This is a genomic window from Micromonospora phaseoli, assembly GCF_900109115.1.
Classification (GTDB): Bacteria; Actinomycetota; Actinomycetes; order Mycobacteriales; family Micromonosporaceae; genus Micromonospora; species Micromonospora phaseoli.
On record NZ_FNYV01000002.1, the window covers coordinates 46,836 to 65,985 of the forward strand.

The 19,150-nt window shown below is 72.3% G+C and carries 19 protein-coding genes; 9 read left to right on the forward strand and 10 right to left on the reverse strand.

Annotated features, from left to right (window positions below):
• Positions 1–116: 116 nt before the first annotated feature.
• Positions 117–1,076: an ADP-ribosylglycohydrolase family protein gene (locus BMY89_RS05040; protein WP_170147659.1), complete on the forward strand. Its 960-nt coding sequence runs from the start codon at positions 117–119 to the stop codon at positions 1,074–1,076.
• A gap of 44 nt (positions 1,077–1,120) precedes the next feature.
• Here the strand turns inward: BMY89_RS05040 and BMY89_RS05045 are convergent, their stop codons facing one another.
• Positions 1,121–1,549 (reverse strand): GNAT family N-acetyltransferase, encoded by a 429-nt coding sequence (locus BMY89_RS05045; RefSeq protein ID WP_092375737.1) that lies wholly within the window; start codon positions 1,547–1,549, stop codon positions 1,121–1,123.
• An 18-nt stretch (positions 1,550–1,567) separates the two neighbouring features.
• Entirely contained in the window at positions 1,568–2,296 is a 729-nt protein-coding gene (locus tag BMY89_RS05050) for an SDR family NAD(P)-dependent oxidoreductase (protein ID WP_092375740.1), read from the reverse strand.
• Positions 2,297–2,442: 146 nt separating this feature from the next.
• On the opposite strand from BMY89_RS05050, the gene BMY89_RS05055 reads away from it, so the two are divergent.
• Positions 2,443–2,904 carry a peroxiredoxin gene (locus BMY89_RS05055; RefSeq protein WP_092377375.1) on the forward strand — a complete coding sequence of 154 codons (462 nt, stop codon included), beginning with the start codon at positions 2,443–2,445 and terminating at the stop codon, positions 2,902–2,904.
• Between the two features lie 72 nt (positions 2,905–2,976).
• Positions 2,977–3,678, forward strand: a complete 702-nt coding sequence (locus BMY89_RS05060; protein ID WP_092375742.1) for a hypothetical protein — start codon at positions 2,977–2,979, stop codon at positions 3,676–3,678.
• A 65-nt stretch (positions 3,679–3,743) separates the two neighbouring features.
• Here the strand turns inward: BMY89_RS05060 and BMY89_RS05065 are convergent, their stop codons facing one another.
• Genes BMY89_RS05065 through BMY89_RS05075 form a run of 3 tightly spaced genes read right to left on the reverse strand, consistent with a single transcriptional unit; the run spans position 3,744 to position 5,895 of the window.
• The gene (locus BMY89_RS05065) at positions 3,744–4,910 is read right to left on the reverse strand and encodes a GNAT family N-acetyltransferase (protein WP_092375745.1); all 1,167 of its coding nucleotides are present in this window, start codon (positions 4,908–4,910) and stop codon (positions 3,744–3,746) included.
• 54 nt (positions 4,911–4,964) lie between these two features.
• Positions 4,965–5,432, reverse strand: coding sequence for an OsmC family protein (locus BMY89_RS05070; RefSeq protein ID WP_092375747.1), 468 nt, complete (start codon positions 5,430–5,432; stop codon positions 4,965–4,967).
• A gap of 4 nt (positions 5,433–5,436) precedes the next feature.
• The gene (locus tag BMY89_RS05075; RefSeq protein WP_092375749.1) at positions 5,437–5,895 is read right to left on the reverse strand and encodes a MarR family winged helix-turn-helix transcriptional regulator; all 459 of its coding nucleotides are present in this window, start codon (positions 5,893–5,895) and stop codon (positions 5,437–5,439) included.
• 92 nt (positions 5,896–5,987) lie between these two features.
• On the opposite strand from BMY89_RS05075, the gene BMY89_RS05080 reads away from it, so the two are divergent.
• Positions 5,988–6,428, forward strand: a complete 441-nt coding sequence (locus tag BMY89_RS05080) for a hypothetical protein (RefSeq protein ID WP_092375750.1) — start codon at positions 5,988–5,990, stop codon at positions 6,426–6,428.
• A 33-nt stretch (positions 6,429–6,461) separates the two neighbouring features.
• Here the strand turns inward: BMY89_RS05080 and cydB are convergent, their stop codons facing one another.
• Entirely contained in the window at positions 6,462–7,460 is a 999-nt protein-coding gene (gene cydB / locus BMY89_RS05085; protein ID WP_092375752.1) for a cytochrome d ubiquinol oxidase subunit II, read from the reverse strand.
• A 15-nt stretch (positions 7,461–7,475) separates the two neighbouring features.
• Entirely contained in the window at positions 7,476–8,888 is a 1,413-nt protein-coding gene (locus tag BMY89_RS05090) for a cytochrome ubiquinol oxidase subunit I (RefSeq protein ID WP_175510300.1), read from the reverse strand.
• 176 nt (positions 8,889–9,064) lie between these two features.
• Here BMY89_RS05090 and BMY89_RS05095 point away from each other — a divergent pair, with 176 nt between their 5' ends.
• Positions 9,065–9,844: a lysophospholipid acyltransferase family protein gene (locus BMY89_RS05095; protein WP_092375757.1), complete on the forward strand. Its 780-nt coding sequence runs from the start codon at positions 9,065–9,067 to the stop codon at positions 9,842–9,844.
• A gap of 15 nt (positions 9,845–9,859) precedes the next feature.
• Here the strand turns inward: BMY89_RS05095 and BMY89_RS05100 are convergent, their stop codons facing one another.
• From BMY89_RS05100 to BMY89_RS05110, 3 genes are read right to left on the reverse strand one after another with little or no spacing between them, the layout of a single operon-like run.
• Complete coding sequence (locus tag BMY89_RS05100) at positions 9,860–10,219, reverse strand: hypothetical protein (protein WP_092375758.1); 360 nt, start codon at positions 10,217–10,219, stop codon at positions 9,860–9,862.
• 18 nt (positions 10,220–10,237) lie between these two features.
• Positions 10,238–11,905, reverse strand: coding sequence for a hypothetical protein (locus BMY89_RS05105; protein WP_139217902.1), 1,668 nt, complete (start codon positions 11,903–11,905; stop codon positions 10,238–10,240).
• A complete protein-coding gene (locus BMY89_RS05110; protein WP_139217903.1) occupies positions 11,902–12,585 on the reverse strand; it encodes a hypothetical protein in 684 nt (227 codons plus the stop codon). Before BMY89_RS05110 ends, BMY89_RS05105 begins: the two co-directional genes overlap by 4 nt.
• Before the next feature lie 138 nt (positions 12,586–12,723).
• Here BMY89_RS05110 and BMY89_RS05115 point away from each other — a divergent pair, with 138 nt between their 5' ends.
• The 4 genes from BMY89_RS05115 (at position 12,724) to BMY89_RS05130 (ending at position 19,101) form a co-directional block, all read left to right on the forward strand.
• Positions 12,724–13,494 carry a glycerophosphodiester phosphodiesterase family protein gene (locus BMY89_RS05115; RefSeq protein WP_232521072.1) on the forward strand — a complete coding sequence of 257 codons (771 nt, stop codon included), beginning with the start codon at positions 12,724–12,726 and terminating at the stop codon, positions 13,492–13,494.
• 24 nt (positions 13,495–13,518) lie between these two features.
• Positions 13,519–14,913, forward strand: coding sequence for an MFS transporter (locus BMY89_RS05120; RefSeq protein WP_092375767.1), 1,395 nt, complete (start codon positions 13,519–13,521; stop codon positions 14,911–14,913).
• A 124-nt stretch (positions 14,914–15,037) separates the two neighbouring features.
• Positions 15,038–15,748, forward strand: a complete 711-nt coding sequence (locus tag BMY89_RS05125; RefSeq protein ID WP_372433267.1) for a thymidine kinase — start codon at positions 15,038–15,040, stop codon at positions 15,746–15,748.
• Positions 15,749–15,879: 131 nt separating this feature from the next.
• On the forward strand, positions 15,880–19,101 hold the full coding sequence (locus BMY89_RS05130) for an ABC transporter permease (protein WP_092375772.1): 3,222 nt from the start codon (positions 15,880–15,882) through the stop codon (positions 19,099–19,101).
• Positions 19,102–19,150: the final 49 nt, after the last annotated feature.

Sequence of the window (19,150 nt, forward strand, 5' to 3'; positions counted from 1 at the left end):
GACTGCATTGTGTCCGACCGTACCCGGTTTGCAATGCAGTCGCAATGCTGTCAGTGGCTGGCGGGGAGGCTGACGCCTGCCTACGGCCTGTCCGGTCCGTCATTAGGCTGATGGTCGTGTGGACGCCTGGCGCCGAGGACATGCTGACGACGGTTGATCGGGTGGCCGGCGCGTTGATCGCCTACGCCTGTGGTGACGCGTTGGGTGTGCCGTACGAGGGTCGGCCGGCGACCGGTGATGGTGACGAGGAGATCGAGAGGCCGCGGGCCAGTGCACGGTGGGCGGCCGGTGCGACCTCCGACGACACGGCGTTGACCTTGCTGGCCGCGCGTTGCCTGGTGGATTCGGGTGGCAGCGCCGATGCGGCGATGTTCCTGTCCCGGTTGGTGGCCCACGATCCTCCGGTGCCGGGTATCGGCCCGTCGACGCGGGCGGCGTTGGCCTGCTTTCGGCGGACCGGCGAGGTGCCCGGCGATCGGGAGGGTGGCACGAACGGTGCGCCGATGCGGGCGTTGCCGGTGGGCTGGTCGGTGCCGCCTTCGCGGCCGGAGTTGCTGGTGGCCCGGACGGTCGAGTCGACCCGGGCGACGCACCGGGCGCCCGAGGCGTTGGTGGCGGCGTGTGTGATGGCGGCCTGCGCGTCCTGGTCGGTGGCGGGGGCGTCGGCGGCGGTGCTGCTCGACGTGGCGGTCGAGATGGTGGGGCCCGCGCAGCGGGTGTGCGGACAGGCGCCGCGGTTGACGGGGGTGCTGGCCGAGCTGCGCGCGGGCGGGTGGCGGCCGTCGGTGGCGGGGGTGGGCCTTGATCCCGGTGAGACGGTGGCCGCGGTGCTGCACTGCGTCCGGCAGGCGGAGTCGTTGCGGGGTGGCCTGCTGGCGGCGGTCCGGTTGGGTGGGGACGTCGATACGGTGGCGGCGCTGGTGGGTGGTCTGCTCGGTGCGCGGTTGACGGCGGCGCAGGTGCGGGCGCAGTTGCCGTGGAGTTCGCTGGTGGCGTTGCCGGACGCGGCGCAGGTGCGGCGGCTGGCGGCGGGGCTGGTCGACTTGCGGTTCTCGGCGGGTCGTGCGGTGGTCTGATCCGGTGGCGGGTGTGGGTGTGGCGGATCTGGCTGGGCGGTGGTTCAGGTGGGTGAGATCGGCGGGTCGGTGTCGAACGACCAGGTGGTGAGGGCGATGAGGGCGCGGGGTGCGACGTGGCGGCCCCGGGCGTGCGGTAGTACCCAGTAGGAGACCTCGGCGATGCCGTCGGTGAGGTCGAGTCGACGGGGGCTGATCTGACCGAGGACGCCGGTGGCGTCGGTGATGGCCCAGCCGGCGCCGGTCTCGGCCTGCCAGCGTTGTGGCCAGGAGGTGAGCCAGGCGTGGGCCTCGTCGTCGGTCATCGTGCGGCAGTGCCAGCGTTGGACGGCGGGGTCGGCGTAGCCGGCAAGGACGGCGGGTCGGTCGGCCGGCCGCCAGGGGCGCAGCTGCAGGCCGGGGGCGTCGAGCGCGGGTTGGGGGTGGCGGTTGAGGCTGCCCGGTGGCAGGGCTGGGGACGCGAGCAGCGGCATGGCGGCGGGGTCCTGTGGTCAGAGACCGCCGCCGACGCGGAGGATGGCGCCGGTGGTGTAGGAGGCGTCCGGGCCGAGTAGCCAGGCGACGGCGGCGGCGACCTCGTCGGGTTCGCCGGGTCGGCCGAGCGGGATACGGCTGGCGGCGCGTTCGGGTCGGTCGGGTTGGCCGGACAGGGCGTGGATCTCGGTGCGGATGATGCCGGGGGCGACGGCGTTGACCCGGATGCCGTGGGGGGCGAGCTCCTTGGCCAGGCCGATGGTGAGGGCGTCGGTGGCGGCTTTGACGGCGGCGTAGTGGATGTACTCCCCTGGGCCGCCGAGGGTGGCGGCGACGGAGGAGATGTTGACGATGGCGGCGCCGTCGGTCATCCGGTGGGCGGCCTGTTGGGCGCAGAGGATGTAGCCGACGAGGTTGACGTCGACTACGTCGCGCAGGTCGGCCAGGCGCAGCTCGGTGAAGGGTCCGATCTGGCTGGTGATGCCGGCGTTGTTGACCAGGCCGCTGATCGGGCCGAGTTCGGTGGCGGCGTCGAAGAGGGCGGCGACCTGGTCGGGGTCGCGGGTGTCGGCGGGTACGGCGATGGCGCGTACGCCGGTGGCGCGTAGCTCGGTCACGACGGTGTCGGCGGCGGCGTGGTCGCGGCGGTAGCCCAGTGCGATGTGATGGCCGGTGTGGGCGAGGCGGCGGGCGGTGGCGGCGCCGATGCCGCGGCTGCCGCCGGTGATGACGGTGACGGGTGTCATTGTCCTCCCCTGCCCGACTGGTGTCGGGGACGTTACCGTGGCGGTCGCGTGGCTGGGCGCAGGGTGTGGTCGAGCACACGGGTGGCGTGGTGCGCGATGGTGATCGGCTTCTGCGTGTTCGTGACGGTGTCGAGCGAGGAGTGTGCGTGGCGGGTGTGGGTGTCGGTGACCTGGTCGAGGACTTCGAGTTGCCGGATGAGACGGGTCGCCTCCGGCGATTGTCGGAGTTGCTGGTGGCGGGGCCGGTGGTGGTGTTCTTCTATCCGGCGGCGATGACGCGGGGATGCACGGCGCAGAGTTGCCATTTTCGGGACCTGGCGGCGGAGTTCGCGGCGGTCGGGGCCCAGCGGGTGGGGATCAGCCGGGATTCGGTGCAGCGTCAGGCGGAGTTCTCGCGGCTGCACGGGTTCGACTATCCGTTGCTGTCGGATCCCGACGGTGCGGTGGCGGACCGGTTCGGTGTGCGGCGGCGGCTGCCGTTGGGGCCGTTGAGTACGCGGCGGATGACCTTCGTGATCGGGGTCGATCGGCGGATCGTCGAGGTGGTGCACAGCGAGTTGGGTATGAACGAGCACGCGGACCGGGCGTTGCGGGCGTTGGGGGGCTGATCTTCGAGTTGTCGCCGGCGGCTGGTATCAAGGCAGGCGGCTGAACATGTGTACGAGGGAAGAGGTTGTGTGATGGGTGCCGCTGGCCAGGGTTTGTCCGATGACGAGGTACGCGGCATCCGGGAGGCGTTGAGCGCGGGCCGTAAGCCGAAGGTGGTGTTCACGGCTGCGGCCGGTCAGATCGCCGGCCAGCTGGGTCAGGTGGTGGAGTTGACCGATCCGGCGGTGTCCGACGAGTTCGTGGTGGTGCGGTTCGGGCGTGACGAGTTGCCGTTCTCCCCTGCCGATGTGGCGGTGGCACCGCGGGGTGCGGGGCGTCGACCGGTCGAGCCGAAGGTCGAGCCGAGGGTCGAGCCGGCGGTGGTGGAGCCGGAGTTCGTGTTGGATCGGGTGCCGCAGCCGCGCTGGGAGGAGCCGAAGGTGGAGGTAGTGGAGGCGAAGGTGGAGGCGGTGGAGTCGAAGCCGCCGGCGAGGCGGGCGGTGAAGGCGGCCAAGCCGAAGGGTCCGGCGGGGCTGACGGTGACGTTGGCGTACGCCGAGGGCGAGTGGACGGTCGCGGCGCAGCAGGGTGGGAAGGTGCTGGCCAAGCCGTACGTGTTGAAGCCGGCGGAGGCGCTGCGGATGGTGGCGTTGGTGGACGTGCCGGGGGTTCACGAGGCGGTCGAGCAGATCCTGTCCGCCGAGCGGTCGGAGGCGGAGCGGCAGGCGGAGAAGCTGCGGGCGGAGCTGGCGGAGATCGAGGCCCGGTTGGCGGAGTTGCGCGAGGCGAGCTGAGCGACCGCGGTGTTGGTGTGCCGAAGGCCCGGCTGTGGACGGTTCGCGGCCGGGTCTTCGGCTGGTCAGAAGTAGTCGATGAGCTGGGCGGGTGGGCCGGCGGCCAGTAGGTCCAGGGCGCTGGGGTCTGGTGTGGTGTGGCGCAGCAGCCCGTTTTCGGCGAGGGTGCGCGCGGTGGCGGTGCCGGTGTAGAGCAGAGCGAAGCCGCGTACGGTCAGGTGCAGGTCGGCGGCGGTGGTGACGCGGCGCAGTTCGGCGTCGCCGTCGGCGACGGCGAGGTGCCAGGTGCCGGTGTTCCAGTCGGCCAGGTCGTCGGTGAGGGTGAAGGTGACCTGGCCTCGGGTGTGGTTGGGCCAGCCGCGGGTCTGTACGGCGCGGACGACGTCGACGGGCCGGTGCATCCAGGGGTCGCGTTCGTGTTCGCGGGCGTATTCGAGGGGCAGTTGGGCGCTGACGGCGTCGCCGGGCAGCGGGGTCACCCGTAGCTTCGGGGTGACGCTGTGCCAGCTGGCCAGGACGCCGACGAGAGCGCGGGCGGCCTCGGCGGTGGTGGCCAGGATGTCCTGCACGGTGAGGATGGCGCCGGGGCCGTAGCCGCGGCCACGGTCCCAGCCGGCGTAGCCGACCAGGTCGTCGTCGTGCTCGACGAGGGTGAGTCCGTCGTAGGGCAGTTCGTCGCCGGGGGTGAACCGGGGGTGGGTTCGGGTGAGCAGGCCGTTGCGGTGCCGGGCGACGCGTCGGTAGAGGTCGGCGGCGGCGGTCAGGTCGGCGGGGGTGCCGGCGCGGACGGTCAGCGGCGCTTCGGGGCGGTGTCGGGGCAGCGCGGCGGTGGGTAGGTCGAGGGTGCGTAGCTGGCCGGTGATGTCCCAGCCGCAGGCCCGGTAGGGGGCGGGGGTGGTGGGATACAGCGCGCTGACGGCGGCGCCGCGGTCGTTGGCGCCGCGTAGCAGGGCCCGGAGCAGGGCTCGGGCGACTCCGGTGCCGCGGGCTTCGGCGGCGACGGCGACGCCGGCCACGTCGGCGGCGGGCACGGTGCGGGTGGTCCACCACTGCTCGTCGTGCAGGTCGACGGCTTTGCCGACGAGGCGGCCGGCGTGGTCGAAGGCGCCGTAGGTGGTGCGGGAGGTGGGCGCGGGGAGCGGTGGGGGTTGTGGGTCGGCGCCGAAGGCGAGTCGGCCGAGCTGCCAGGCGTCGGCCATTTCGTCGATGGTGAGTTCGCGGACGTCGGGCATTCGGTCGACGATAGCCGTCGTGGCGGTGGTGTCGAGTGGTTTGGGTCGCCGCGGTCAGGTGGCGGTGGTGGGTTCGTGGCGTACCGGGAAGTTGACGGAGTTGGCGATGAAGCAGGCGTGGTGGGCGTCGGCGTGCAGGGCGGTGGCGGTCTCGACGGTGTCGGGGTCGGCGACGGTGACCCGGGGATGCAGGACGACCTCGGTGAAGTGGCCGTTGCCGGCACGGTCGGTGGTCATGGTGCCGGTGGCGTGGTCGACGTAGTCGGTGACGGTGACGCCGTTGACGGCGCACAGGTGCAGGTAGGCGAGCATGTGGCATTGGGACAGCGCGGCGAGTAGCAGCTGTTCGGGGTTCCAGCGGGTGGGGTCGCCGCGGAAGGTGGGGTCGGAGCTGCCGGCGATCGGTGGGCGGCCGTCGGTGGTGACGTCGTGGTCGCGGCGGTAGTCGCGGTAGCCGCTGGTGCCGGTGCCGAGGTTGCCGGTCCAGGTGACGGTGGTGGCGTACTGGTGTGCGCGGGTCATCTGGTCAGCCCTTCGGTGCTTTGTGGTGGGTGAGGAGGATACCGAGCAGGCGGACGAGTTCGTGGCGTTGGGCGGTGTCGAGGGGGGCGAGCAGGGCTTCCTGGGCGGTGTCGAGGGCCTGTTGCAGGTGGGTGAGTTCGCGGCGGCCGGCGGTGGTGATGCTGACGAGGTTGCGGCGCCGGTCGTCGGGGTCGGGGTCGCGGCGGACGAGGTGGCGGTCGGCGAGGTCGTTGAGGGTGCTGACGATGTCGCTGCGGTCGATGCCGCTGTGCCGGCCGAGGTCGGCCTGGCTGGCGGGTCCGGTGTCGTCGAGGGCGGCGAGTAGCCGGTAGTGGTAGCCGCGGGCGTGGTGGCGGTCGAGTGCCGCGCTGACCAGGCGTCCGGCGTGGGCGGCGGTCTGGGTGAGCAGCCAGCTGGGGGTGCTGCGGAGGCGGTGGGGTTCGCTCGTGCCGGTGGGCTGCATGCTTCGGACTCTACGCCTCACTGTTGGTCGCACCCACAATCGGTGATACGTTGGTCGGGCCAACATTGGTGTAACCAACGGATGGAGTTCTGATGTCCGCCACCCTCAACGGGCAGCTGCTCGGTCGGACCCACTACGCCACCCGGGCCGTGCTGGAACGGGAGCTGACCCGCCTCGGACTCACTTTCGGCCAGTCACTGCTGCTCAACGTCCTGGCCGCCGCCGACGGTCCGCTCCCCCGCGTCGAGGCGGCCAGGAAGCTGACCGAAGCGCTGAAGCTCAGCGCGGAGGCCGCCCACGCCACCCTCGCCGAGCTGGTCGCGGCGACGCTGGTGGCGCCGCTGGCCGAGGACGCCTCCCAGGTCACGGTGACACCGGCCGGACGGCAGACGCAGCGACTGGTCGCCGCCGCGAGCGGTGAGATCGGTGAGCGGCTCTGGGCGGGCCTCCCGGCCGACGATCTGGCCGCCGCCGCGCGGGTGCTGGAAGTGGTGCGGCGCCGGGCCGAGGCCAGCCTGGCCTCGGCCGCCTGAGCGGTCCGGGCCGGCCCGCCGGCCCGGACCGGCTCAGTGCTGCGGGATGTGGGCCACCCCGATGCGCTTGCGGAACACCCAGTACGTCCAGCCCTGGTAGGCCAGCACGATCGGGGTGAAGAAGACCGCCACCCACGTCATGATCGTCAAGGTGTACGGGGTGGAGGCGGCGTTGGTGGCGGTCAGCGTACCGGCCGGGTCCAGCGTGGAGGGCAGCACGTTCGGGAACAACGCGGCGAACAGGGTCGCCACGGCCAGGGCGATCGCCACTGCCGTGCCGGTGAAGGCCCAGCCCTCCCGGCGTACCGCGGCGGCGGCGAGACCACCGAGCAGCGCGAGTGCGGCGCCGACGGCGAGCACGACGGCGGCGGCGCTGGACCGGATGGTCAGCGTCCAGCTCAGGAACGCCACCGCGAGGACGGCGGCGGCGACGCCGAGGCGGACCGCGAGGGCGGCGGCCCGGTCCCGGATGTCGCCGACGGTCTTGAGGGCGATGAAGACGGCGCCGTGGGTGAGGAACAGCGCCGCGGTGGTCGCGCCGCCGAGCAGGGCGTAGGGGTTCAGCAGGTTGAGCAGGCCGCCGACGTACTCGTGGTCGACGTCCAGCGGTACGCCGCGCAGGATGTTGGCGAAGGCCACGCCCCACAGCACTGCCGGGACCAGCGAGCCGAAGAAGATCGCGGCGTCCCAGCGGCGTTTCCAGGACGCCTCGGGCCGCTTGTGGCGGTACTCGAAGGCGACACCGCGGGCGATCAGGGCCAGCAGGATCAGCAGCAGGGGCAGGTAGAAGCCGGAGAAGAGGGTGGCGTACCACTCCGGGAAGGCGGCGAACATGGCACCGCCGGCGGTGATCAACCAGACTTCGTTGCCGTCCCAGACCGGCCCGATGGTGTTGATCATTACGCGGCGTTCCCGGTCGTCGCGGCCGAGCACGGGCAGCAGCATGCCGACGCCGAAGTCGAAACCCTCGAGGATGAAGTAGCCGGTGAAGAGCACGGCGACGAGGAGAAACCAGATGGTGGTCAGTTCCACGATGGGGCTCCGGAGTCAGTAGGCGAAGGCGAGCGGGCGGTCGGCGTCGTCGGTGTCGTCGGGTTCCGGGTCGGGTGTCACCTCGGGTACGCCGGCCCTGGCGTAGCGGACCAGCAACTTCACCTCGATGACGGCGAGGGTGGCGTAGATGAGGGTGAAGGCGGTGAAGCTGGTGAGCACCTCGGCGAGGGAGACGCTGCGGGAGACGCCGTCGCGGGTGAGCATCTCGCCGAAGACGATCCACGGCTGGCGGCCCATCTCGGTGAAGATCCAGCCGAAGGAGTTGGCCAGCAGCGGCAGGATCGGCATGGCCAGGCCGGCGCGCAGCAGCCACCTGCTGCTCGGGGTACGGCCCCGACGCTGGCTCCAGAGCACCAGTAGGGCGATGGCGGCGGCGGCGAGTCCAAATCCGATCATCAAGCGGAAGCTCCAGTAGGTGACCGGGATGATCGGGGTGTAGCTGCCCGGGCCGTACTGGGCGGTGTACGCGGCCTGCAGGTCGTTGATGCCCTGCACGGTGCCGTTGGGGTCGCCGGTGCCCAGGTAGGACAGCAGGTACGGGATCTTGATGGCGAACAGTTCCCGGGTGCCGTCGAGGCTGCCGACGGTCAGTACGGAGAACGACGCGGGGCTCTCGGTGTCGTAGAGGCCCTCGGCGGCGGCCATCTTCATCGGCTGCACCTGGGTCATGATCTTCCCCTGGATGTCGCCGGTGATCACGACGGCGGCGGCGGAGACCAGGGTGACCCAGGAGCCGAAGCGGGCCGCGAAGCGGTACGCCGGGGTGTCGGCGCTGTCGGGGTTGCGGATCAGGTGCCACAGGGCGACGGCCACCAGCAGCGACCCGGCGACCAGGAAGGCGCCGGCGATGGTGTGCGGGAAGGTGATCAGGGCGACCTTGTTGGTGAGCACCGCGACGAAGTCGGTGAGTTCGGCTCGACCGCTGTCCGGGTTGATCCGGTAGCCCACGGGGTTCTGCATGAACGAGTTCGCGGCGAGGATGAAGTACGCCGACAGGTTGGTGCCGATGGCCGCGGCCCAGATGCTGGCCAGGTGCAGGCGTGCGGGCAGCCGGTCCCAGCCGAAGATCCACAGGCCGATGAAGGTGGATTCGAGGAAGAAGGCGACCAGGGCCTCGATGGCCAGGGGCGCGCCGAAGATGTCGCCGACGAAGCGGGAGTAGTCACTCCAGTTCATGCCGAACTGGAATTCCTGCACGATGCCGGTGACCACGCCCATGGCGAAGTTGATCAGGAACAGCTTGCCGTAGAACTTGGTGAGCTTGAGGTACTTCTCGTCTCCGGTGCGGTGCCAGAGTGTCTGCAGGATGGCGACCAGGACGGAGAGTCCGATGGTCAGCGGCACGAAGAGAAAGTGGTAGACGGTGGTGACACCGAACTGCCAGCGGGCGACGTCCAACGCGTCCACCTGCAACCCCCAGCTGTTAATACTACGAGACGTAGTAAATACTACAACCCGTCGTAAGGCGATCGGCAGAGGCAGGCGGCCCGAACCGGGTCGGGACCAATGACCCTGCTCACCTCGGCCGTACGGCCCGCCCTGGACGTCGGCGCGGCCAGCCGCCGTGCGACCATTTCCTGCTGATGGACACGGCCCACTCCCCCTGGCAGCCGCCGCTGATCTGGCGTACCGCGCTGCTGCTCGCCCGCGTCCTCGTCGGGCTGCTGGCCCGGCTGGAGGTCACCGGAGACATCCCCGCCCGGCTGCGCGGCGGGCCACTCATCCTGGCCGCCAACCACATCAGCCCCTTCGACCCGGTCGTGCTCGCCGCCGCCTGCCGGGCCCGCCGGGTCGCGCCGCGAATCATGGCCACCGGCGGGCTGTTCCGCGCCCCGGTCATCGGCGCCGCGATGCGCAGCGCCGGGCACATCCGCGTGGACCGGGGCACCAGCGGCGTACACCAGGCACTGGACGACGCCGCCAGCGCGGTCGGTGCCGGCGCACCGATCCTGGTCTACCCGGAGGGGCGCATCGGTCTGGACCCTGGCATGTGGCCCGAACGCGGCAAGACCGGCGCCGCCCGGCTCGCCCTGACCTGCGGCGCTCCCGTCATTCCGGTGGCACAGTGGGGATCCCATGAGGTACTGCCCTACCAGGCCCCCAAAGGTCTGCTGCGCGGCGTCGCCCGCGCGCTGGTACGCCGCCCGACCGTACGGGTGCACTTCGGTGACCCGGTGGACCTCGACGACCTGACCCCCGGCGCGCCGGGCGCCGCCCGGCGCGCCACCGACCGGATCATCGACGCCCTGACCGACACCCTCGCCCCGCTACGGCCGGACGAACCCGACCGGCCACGGCACGTCGACCCCGGTCGGCCGGTCGACACCAGCCGCGCCCACCGGCGCCGCCCAGCCGCAGGCTGAGCCACCCCGCCCGGCTCAGGTCGCCTGCTGCACCGCCCGCAGCACCTCGGTCACGGCCGAGGCCACCGGCGCCACCGGCGCGGCCAACTCCGCCAGACGCCGCAGCAACGCCGTCACCCGCGCCGGTTCGGGATCCGGCCGGGCCAGCTGGGCACGCAGCTCCGCCGCCACCGCTCGAGCCTGCTCCGGCAGCTCGTCGCGGTGCTGATCGAGCGCCTCGACCAACTGGGCGACCAGGGCCGGCACGTCCACCCCCGGCGCGGTGGCCGACAACGCGCCGCCGACCGCGACCGCCCCGGGACCGACCGCCTGATTGCCGACCTGGCTCACCCCGCCGGACTGCTGGATGCCGTAGTTGATCGACGGCTCGGACATGTACTCCTCCTCCTGCTCTCACGCCGGTCGTGGTCTGTCGCCCGCCGGTGCCGGCGGCCCGTGCTGCTCGGCCCGGGCACCGGCGCCCACCGCCTGGTTGCCGACCACACTGAGCCCGCCGGTCTGGATGACTCCCTGGTTGAGGATCATCATCTGCCGGTTGCGAAACTCCGCGGTGTCGACGCCGCGGTCGTCGAGGAACTCCACGATCGCCGCGAGCACGTGCCGTTCCACCACCTTCAGGTGCTTCGCGGCGTCCAGCACCTGGAAATAGTTGTGGTAGTCCGAACTGGTCGCCATCTCCCGGGCCCCGGCGCGGGCACCGTAGTCGTAGCCGAGGTCCTCGCCGGCCAGCCGGCGCAGCCGCGCCTGCCGCCGCCGATGGCGCAGCGTGTGCACCAGTTCGTCGAGGAGCCGTCCCACCGCGGTGGCCGCCGTGTTGAGCAGGGCGTGGGAACCGGCGGCGAGCAACTGCACCAGCTGGCTCGCCGGCAGCCATTCGGTCAACCGGTCGACGTCGTGGTAGGCCAGCCGTGGGGGTTGCAGCACGGTCCGGGCGCACTCCAGGTAGAGCAGCCGGCCGTCGGTGGAGAAGTGCAGGAAGGTGCTGGCCACCACCTCACCACCCCAGGACGGCACCATGGCGCACAGGTAGTGCCGCACGGCGCCTTGCGGGTGGGCGGCGACCTGCCGCACCTGCTCGCTCGTCCAGTGCTGCCGCGGTAAACGGTTCCGCAGCGGAAGCAGCCGGTCGTCGTCGGTCAGCAGCCGGCCGACGACGAAGATGCGGTCCTGGAGTACCAGCCCCGACAGCCGATCCGTGCTCGGGTCGCTGTCCAACACCGCCAGCCGCTCCCGCACGTGGTCGATGAGCTGGTCGACGGTGAAGGGCGTCGGCACCTGGTCACCGGCGGCGGCGCGTCCACCGATGACGTGCTCCGCCGGCCGGATCGGCAGGGCGAACGACCAACCCGCCACCGGGGTACCGTGCCCGACGAAGGGGAGGTACCCGCTGTAGACGGTGGCGTTGCCCCGTTGCGCCTTGTCGACGGCGGCCAGCCGGGCGGCGTACCGGGACGGCACCGGGGCGTCGTCCGTCGCCGCTGCCGAAAACCGGTCACGGCGCAGCCGGGTCACGAGCAGCCACCGGGTGCCGTGCAGGTGGACCACGAGCGCCAGGAACGCGGCAATACCCGCCGGCAACGCCAACCACGGCCGGCCGATGAGCCAGTTGGTCCCCTCTTCGGCGGTCGTGGCGGTCAGCTGGACCAGCAGCACCATGGCCGCCAATGCGATCGAGACCATCCCCAGCAGCGGCCCGATCTGACTCTGCCGGGTCGGCCGAAACGGGGCCAGCGAGGTGCCGGCACGCATCGCCACGGCCACCGTCACCGTCCACAGCGGGGCGAGCAGCACGGCCAGAGCGCCGAAGAGGAGCAGCAGCAGATCGCGGCGGCGGCGTCGACGGCGGGCCGCCAGGCAGTGCCGCAGCACGGGCGAGAGATCGAAGTCCACGGACGGCGCGACGGCCCGCAGTTCGTCGCCGAACACCTCGTCGAGCAGCCGGTCGGCGAACCTCTCGTCGAGGTGCGCGGCGACGCAGAGGTACCGGGTGGCCTCGGTGTCGGCCAGAGGTTGCGGCGGCCGCTGCGGCGGCACCCTCGGAGTGCTGGATCGTGAGGTCAACTCAGCCACCCTCGTCGGGGACGATCGGCCGCGGCGGGCAGCGTCACGAGCCAGGCAAGCAGCAGGCCGTAGACCAGGCCGCCGGCGAGCGCACCCCAGGTGGCCATCTCCGTGTCGCTCCACGGGCTGCGGCGACCCCCCGGATCGCCGAGAAATCCGACGGACCTGATGAATGCGACACAGGCGATGGCGCCGAGGCCGGCCACCACGGCGCTGACCATCGTCGCTCCCAACACCGCCAGCGCCCGGTAGGCCCGGGCCGGCGAGGGCAGAGCGTTCAGTCGGCTCAGCAGCCACAGCGTGAGCACGACGAACAGCAGAGTGCGAAAGTCGTTCCACAGCCAGGACGAGGACGTCCGCGGGGTGTCCGGTGGCAGCTCCCACTGCGGCCACATCAATCCGGTCAGCACGAACCTGGCCAGCTGCACTCCCATGGCGGCGATCCCGTCGGCGCGGGGCAGGTCGCGGCTCATCCCGCTGAGCAGGTCGTGTCCCGACGGGCTGCCGGCGACCAGCACCAGCGGAACGAACACCCAGGTGCCCGCCGTCAGTCGCCGCACCGGTTGCGGCGGGGCGGGCGGCGTGAGCCGGGGTGGCAGCGGATCCACCGGCTGCGCGGTCAGCGCGCCCTGCGGCGCGGACGACTTTCCAGGCGGTTCCGACGACGGCCATGGCATCACTTCCACATGGTGCCGGCCACGGCGGGGATGGTGATCGTCACTGTCCGATATTCAGCAGTTGGTGCCGACCGACGGGTGGCTGCCCCCCGTCGCCGGCCGGTCGCCCGCAGGTCACCGGCGCCCGGCATACTGCCCGGCGTGGCACCGACCGCGCACCCGTACCTCGACGCTCCCGCTCCGCTGGCCTTCGCCCACCGCGGCGGCGCCGCCGACGGCGACGAGAACACCACCGCCGCCTTCGCCCGGGCGATCGACCTCGGCTACCGGTACGTGGAGACAGATGTGCACGGCACCGCCGACGGGGTGGCCGTGGTGTTCCACGACGACACCCTGGAACGGGTCACCGGGCAGCGCGGTCGGGTGGGCGGGCTGCGCTGGGTCGACCTGGCGTCGGTGCGGGTCGGTGGCTCTGCCGTGGTTCCCCGCCTCGACGAGGTGCTGGACGCGTGGCCGCAGGTGCGGTTCAACATCGACGTGAAGTCCGACCGGGGGGTGGCCCCGACGGTGGCCACGGTCGCCCGGGCCGGCGCCGGTGAGCGGGTGTTGCTGGCCTCGTTCAGTGACAAGCGGCTGGCCCGGATGCGGGCCCTCACCCACGGGCGGGTGGCCACCAGCCTCGGGGTCCGTGGGGTGGCCCGGCTGCGGTGGGCCTCGCTGACCGGCCGGCCGGTGCGGCTGCCGCCGTCGGTGGTGGCCGCCCAGGTGCCGGTGCGCTACGGCCGGGTGCCGCTGGTCGACCGCCGGTTCCTGCAGATGGCCCACCGGCTGGGGTTGCAGGTGCACGTCTGGACGATCGACGAACCTACCGAGATGCACGAGTTACTTGATCTTGGTGTTGATGGCATCATGACCGACCACGTCGGCGTGCTGCGCGACGTCTACCGCAGCCGCGGCCACTGGGCCGCCTGAACGACTGGGCAAAGGACCCCCACCATGGCCGAGACGGCGACGCCTACCGCGCAGGACAACCCGCCACCGATGAGCACCCGCCGGGAACGCACCGGCTGGTACTTCTACGACTGGGCCAACTCGGCCTTCCAGACCACCGTCATCACGGTCTTCCTCGGGCCGTTCCTGACCAGCGTGGCCAAGGTCGCCGCCGGGTGCGAACTCGGCGCGGACGAGTGCGTCGGGTACGTCTACCCGCTGGGCATCAAGGTGGCCGCCGGCTCCTACTACCCGTACCTGATCTCGCTGTCGGTGCTGCTGACGGTCTTCGTGCTGCCGGTGATCGGCGCCATCGCCGACCGGTCACTGCACAAGAAGCGGCTCCTGGCCGCCACGGCGTTCACGGGCGCCGCCGCGACCATCGGAATGCTCTTCGTCACCGGCGACCGGTACCTGCTCGGTGGCGCGCTGTTCATGATCGCCAACATCAGCTTCGGGGCGGCGATCGTGGTCTACAACTCGTTCCTGCCGCAACTCGGCGGGCCGGACGAACGCGACGCCATCTCCAGCCGCGGCTGGGCGCTGGGATACCTCGGTGGCGGCCTGCTGCTGGCGCTGAACCTCGTCGCGGTGCAGTCGTTCGACAACGGTACCGCCGAGCGGACCCTCGACCTGGCCCGCTGGTCCATCGTCTCGGCCGGCCTGTGGTGGGCGGCGTTCACCCTGGTGCCGCTGCGGTGGCTGCGCGAGCATCCGACCGCCGCCGCGCTCGCCGCCGGCGGTCGTGGCAACGTGCTCACCGACGGGTTCCGGCAGCTCGGCCGCACCCTGCGCGAGATCAAGGCGTACCCGCTGACGCTCTTCTTCCTGCTGGCGTTCCTGGTCTACAACGACGGCATCCAGACCGTCATCACGCTGGCCAGCCAGTACGGCACCGAGGAGCTGCGGCTGGACCAGAGCACCCTGATCGTGACGATCCTGCTGGTGCAGTTCCTGGCCTTCGGCGGCGCCCTGGGCCTGGGTGCACTGGCCGGGCGGATCGGGGCATGGAAGACCGTCCTACTGAGCCTGGTGCTGTGGACCGCGGTGATCATCGCCGCGTTCCGGCTGCCCGCCGAGGCGCCGCTGCCGTTCATGGTGCTCGGCGCGGGCATCGGTCTGGTCCTCGGTGGCAGCCAGGCGTTGAGCCGGTCCCTGTTCAGTCAGCTGATCCCCGCTGGCAAGGAGGGCGAGTACTACGGCTTCTACGAGATCAGCGACAAGGGCACCAGTTGGCTCGGGCCGCTCGCCTTCGGCCTGGTGTTCCAGCTGACCAACTCCTACCGGGTGGGTCTGGTCTCCCTGCTGATCTTCTTCGTGGTCGGTTTCCTGCTGCTGCTGGCTGTGCCGATCCGTCGGGCGATCGTCGCCGCCGGCAACACCCCACCCCGGGTGCTCTGAGCGGGCCGGTCCCGGCCGCCGGTGGTGCGATGATCGACACCACCGGCCGGCCACCCGCGCGAGACCGGTGCTCCTCGCACTAGGCTGCCGGTCCGTGACGACCGACGAGCCCGTACCGACCTGTCTGGCCCGGCCCGCGCTGCCCGGCGCGGGCGACAACCCGGCCGGGTGCCTCGCCGCCCGCGGTGTCAACGGGCGGCCGGCGCACGCCGCCGCGCTGCGGTTCTACTGGGGGCCGATGGACTGTGGCAAGTCCACGATGGCGTTGCAGATGAACTACAACCATTCCCGGCAGGGGCGCCGGGGCCTGGTAACCACCCGCATCGACCGCTCGCTGGGCCCGCAGGTCACCACCCGCATCGGCCTGGCCCACGAGGCGGTCGAGGTCACCGACTCGCTCGACCTGCGCACTCTGGTCCGCGACGCGTGGGCCGACGGGGTACGCGTGGACTACCTGATCTGCGACGAGGCCAGCTTCTACTCGGTCGAACACGTGGAGCAGATGGCCGAGCTGGTCGACAGCTACGACGTCGACGTGTACGCCTTCGGCCTGGCCACCGACTTCCGCTCCTGCCTGTTCCCGGCCGCCCAGCGGCTGTTCGAACTCGCCGACTCGGTGGCCCGCATCCAGGTCGAGGTGCTCTGCTGGTGTGGCCGCGAGGGCCTGCTCAACGCCCGGGTCGCCAACGGGCGGGTGGTCCGCGAGGGCGAGCAGGTCGTCATCGGTGACACCGCGGACACCGTGGGAACCGCCGATCTGCGCTACCAGGTGCTCTGCCGGCGGCACCACCGCGTTGGCGACCTCGGCCCCCGGGGCGGCACGCCCGCCGCCTGAGCGGCCCCCAACACCCCGGGATAACAAAACGATCACCGCTGCGAACCTTTTCCGGGGGCCCGCCCCTTCTGGTGTTGACGAGAAGGCAACCACGGGCCGCACCGGCCCGCGAACCGGCGGGGGTACACCGAATGAGGCTCGCGTTACGGCGTGCCCGTGCCACGAGGGGACTGCTGCTGGCCGCGGCCGGGGCGGCGCTGGTAGCGACCGTCGCGCTCACCGGACTGGCCGCGTACAACCGGGACGTCGTCGACTCCGGCACCCGCAACGTGCTCAGCGAGGCGACCGCCGGGGAACGCTCGATCCTGGTGCGCGCCGCCGCCGGACGCACCGGTGAGGCGTTGCGGGAACGCGACACCGCGCTACGCGAACGGGTCTCCGCCGACCTGGGCGGTCTACCCGCCCAGGTCACCACCGCCGGGTACGCGGCGGGCCGGCAGCTGCGCGGCGACACCGGCGACGCCGTCCCCGACCGCACCGGGACCACGTACGCGTCGGTGATGTTCCTCGACGACCTGCCCGAGCACGCTTCGCTGACCTCGGGCTCCTGGCCCGAGGCCGGGGCGAGCCCGGCGCAGACAGCCGTCGCCGAAGCGGCCGCGACGGTGCTGCGGGTGGGCGTCGGTGACCGCATCCCGATCACCGACGGGCTCAGCGGGCGAGTCACCGAGGTCACGGTGACAGGCCTGTTCACCCCCGTCGACCCCGACGGCACCTACTGGCGGCTCGCACCGGAGGCGGCGACCGGGTCGCAGCCGCAGACCGCCACCTACGGCCCACTGACGGTGCAGCGGGAGGACTTCGTCACCCACTTCCTGGCCAACGCCTCCGCCGGCTGGCTGGTCGAGCCCGACCTCGCCGGGGTCAGCAGCCCGGCCCTGGACCAGTTGGCCGACGCCGCGGCCCGGATCACCACCAGCACCCCCGCCGAGGCCGGACTCGGTGATTCCGCGGTGGCCACCAGCGACCTCGTCGCCCTGGTGCACCGGCTGCAGCAGGCCACCCTCGTCGGCCGCTCCGCACTGGTCACCCCGATGCTGCTGGTGGTGGTCCTCGGCGGGTACGCGCTGCTGCTCGTCGCGGTGCTGCTCACCGAGCACCGGCGCGGTGAGACCGGGCTGCTGCGGGCCCGGGGCGCGGCCCGCTGGCAGTTGGCCGGGCTGACCGCCCGCGAGGCCACCCTGGTCGTCCTGCCCGCCGCGCTGCTCGCCCCACCACTCGTCGCCGAACTGATGAAAGTCGCCGGCCGGCTACCCGGACTCGCCGCCGTCTCGCTGCATTCGAACGCCTCACCCGAGGCGATGCTGTGGCTGGTCGCCGCGGTGGCGGCGGCCGGTTGCGCGCTGGCGATGATCGGGCCGAGCCTGCGCCGGGGCGACAGCTACGTCGCGGACCTGGCCAGCCGCTCCCGCCCGAGCCGGCGGGGCATGGTGCAGCGGGCCGGGCTGGACGTCCTGCTGGTCGGTCTGGCCCTGATCAGCTGGTACCAGCTCAGCCGGTACTCGTCGCCGCTGTCCCGCTCGCGTGGCGGCGAGTTGGGCATCGACCCGATGTTGGCCGCCGCGCCCACGCTCGGCGTACTGGCCGGAGCGGTGCTCGCCCTGCGGCTGCTGCCCCCGCTGATCCGGCTCGCGGAACGCTGGCTGGACCGCAAACCGTGGACCGCCACCATCCTCGGCACCTGGCAGGCCGGCCGCCGCCCGCACGCCGGGCCGGTCCTGCTGCTCGCCCTCGCCGTGGCGGTCGGCACCCTCGCCTGGTCGCTGGCTGGCACCTCCCAACGTTCCCTGAACGATCAGGCTGCCCACCGGGTCGGCGCGGACCTGCGGCTGACCGAGACCAACGGCTCCGCCCCCGCGAACCGGGTCGACGAACTCGCCGACCTGCCGGGCACCGAGGCCGTGCTGGCGGCCTGGCGGGACAGTATGCGACTCGGGCCGGCCGCCGAGCCGGCCACCATGCTGGCGGTCGACGCCGATGTCGCCGGCCAGGTGGTACAGCTGCGTTCCGACCTGGCCGGCGGATCCACCGACCACCTGCTCGGCTCCCTGGCCGGCAAGCGGGTCGAGGCACCGGACACCCTGCTGCCGGCGGGCACCCGGCGGCTGACCGGCCAGCTACGCACCCAGATCAACGACGTGGGCACCGGCACCGGCACCGGCGCGACCATCAGCCACCACGCGGTGCTCGCCGACCCGCGAGGCGGCTACCGGCGGGTCGCGCTCGGCGCCACCAGCCGGGACGACGCACCGCTGCGGTTCTCCGTGGAGCTGCCGGCCGGCGACGGGCCGTGGCGGCTGGCCGGCTTCACCACCGACACCATCGGCGCGCCGAGCCTGACCTTCGACTGGCGGCTCTCCGGCCTGCGGGCCAGCCCGGACAGCTCCCCTGGTACGCCGGTCGACCTGGCCGGGGACGGGCCGTGGCAGCTGGTCGACCGCGCCGGCGAGGCCACCGCCTCGACCGCGGCCGGGGCCTCCCTGACCGCGCACTACAAACGTGACCTCCCGGGCGGCTGGTTCGCCCGCGGCACGCCCCTGCAACTGGCCGTGTCGCGGCCGGCAAGCGCGACGCGGGTGCCGGTGGTGGCGACCCCGCAGGCGCTCGACGCGCTGCACGTGGACGTCGGTGCGCAGACCCGGCTGTTCCTGGGCGGGGCCGAGGTCGACGTCCACGTCGTCCACGGTGTGGCGGCGCTGCCCGGCGACACCGAGGGCGCGGCGTTGCTGGTCGACCTGCCGTCGTTGAGCACCCGGCTCTTCCACGACCACGGCATCGTCCGTGCACCGCAGGAGTGGTGGCTGGCCGCCCGACCCGGCGAGGCGGACCAGGCGGCCACGGCGGCCGCCGCCCTCGCTGGACTGACCGTGTTGAGCCGCGCGGACGTCGCCGCCGACCTGGCCCGAGATCCGTTCGGGGTGGGCGCCCGGGGTGCGCTCTTCGCCGCCGCTCTCGCCGCGGTGCTGCTGGCCGCCGTGGGGGTGGCCGTGGACGTCAGCGCGACGGCGCGACGGCGGGCCACCGAGCTGGCCGTGCTGCACACCCTCGGCGCGGGGCATCGCCTGGTGGCCCGGTCGCTGCTGGCCGAGCAGTCGTTCCTCGCCGGCATGGGCGTGCTGGTCGGGCTGATCGTCGGGGTAGGCGTCGCCGCGACGATGGCACCCCTGGTCATCCTGACCCCGTCGGCGGACCGGCCCGATCCACCGCCGCTGCTGATCGTCGACTGGCCACCAGTGGTGGCCACCGGCGTGGGACTGCTGGCGCTGGCGTTGGCGTTCAGCGCGGCCGTGTCGGCGACCACGCGTCGGCGACTGACCACCACGCAACTCCGCGCCGAAGGGGTGGACCGGTGAGTGCGAGGAGTGAGCTCGCGAGCCCCGCAGTCACGAACGGAAGGGCGAA

What these genes read in the sequence shown, in the direction of transcription:
- BMY89_RS05075 (WP_092375749.1), bottom strand. Translation starts at nt 5,895, where the DNA reads ATGCAGCCCACCGGCACGAGCGAACCCCACCGCCTCCGCAGCACCCCC.
- BMY89_RS05045 (WP_092375737.1), bottom strand. Translation starts at nt 1,549, where the DNA reads ATGCCGCTGCTCGCGTCCCCAGCCCTGCCACCGGGCAGCCTCAACCGC.
- BMY89_RS05060 (WP_092375742.1), top strand. Translation starts at nt 2,977, where the DNA reads ATGGGTGCCGCTGGCCAGGGTTTGTCCGATGACGAGGTACGCGGCATC.
- BMY89_RS05070 (WP_092375747.1), bottom strand. Translation starts at nt 5,432, where the DNA reads ATGACCCGCGCACACCAGTACGCCACCACCGTCACCTGGACCGGCAAC.
- BMY89_RS05130 (WP_092375772.1), top strand. Translation starts at nt 15,880, where the DNA reads ATGAGGCTCGCGTTACGGCGTGCCCGTGCCACGAGGGGACTGCTGCTG.
- BMY89_RS05065 (WP_092375745.1), bottom strand. Translation starts at nt 4,910, where the DNA reads ATGCCCGACGTCCGCGAACTCACCATCGACGAAATGGCCGACGCCTGG.
- BMY89_RS05100 (WP_092375758.1), bottom strand. Translation starts at nt 10,219, where the DNA reads ATGTCCGAGCCGTCGATCAACTACGGCATCCAGCAGTCCGGCGGGGTG.
- BMY89_RS05080 (WP_092375750.1), top strand. Translation starts at nt 5,988, where the DNA reads ATGTCCGCCACCCTCAACGGGCAGCTGCTCGGTCGGACCCACTACGCC.
- BMY89_RS05120 (WP_092375767.1), top strand. Translation starts at nt 13,519, where the DNA reads ATGGCCGAGACGGCGACGCCTACCGCGCAGGACAACCCGCCACCGATG.
- BMY89_RS05050 (WP_092375740.1), bottom strand. Translation starts at nt 2,296, where the DNA reads ATGACACCCGTCACCGTCATCACCGGCGGCAGCCGCGGCATCGGCGCC.
- BMY89_RS05095 (WP_092375757.1), top strand. Translation starts at nt 9,065, where the DNA reads ATGGACACGGCCCACTCCCCCTGGCAGCCGCCGCTGATCTGGCGTACC.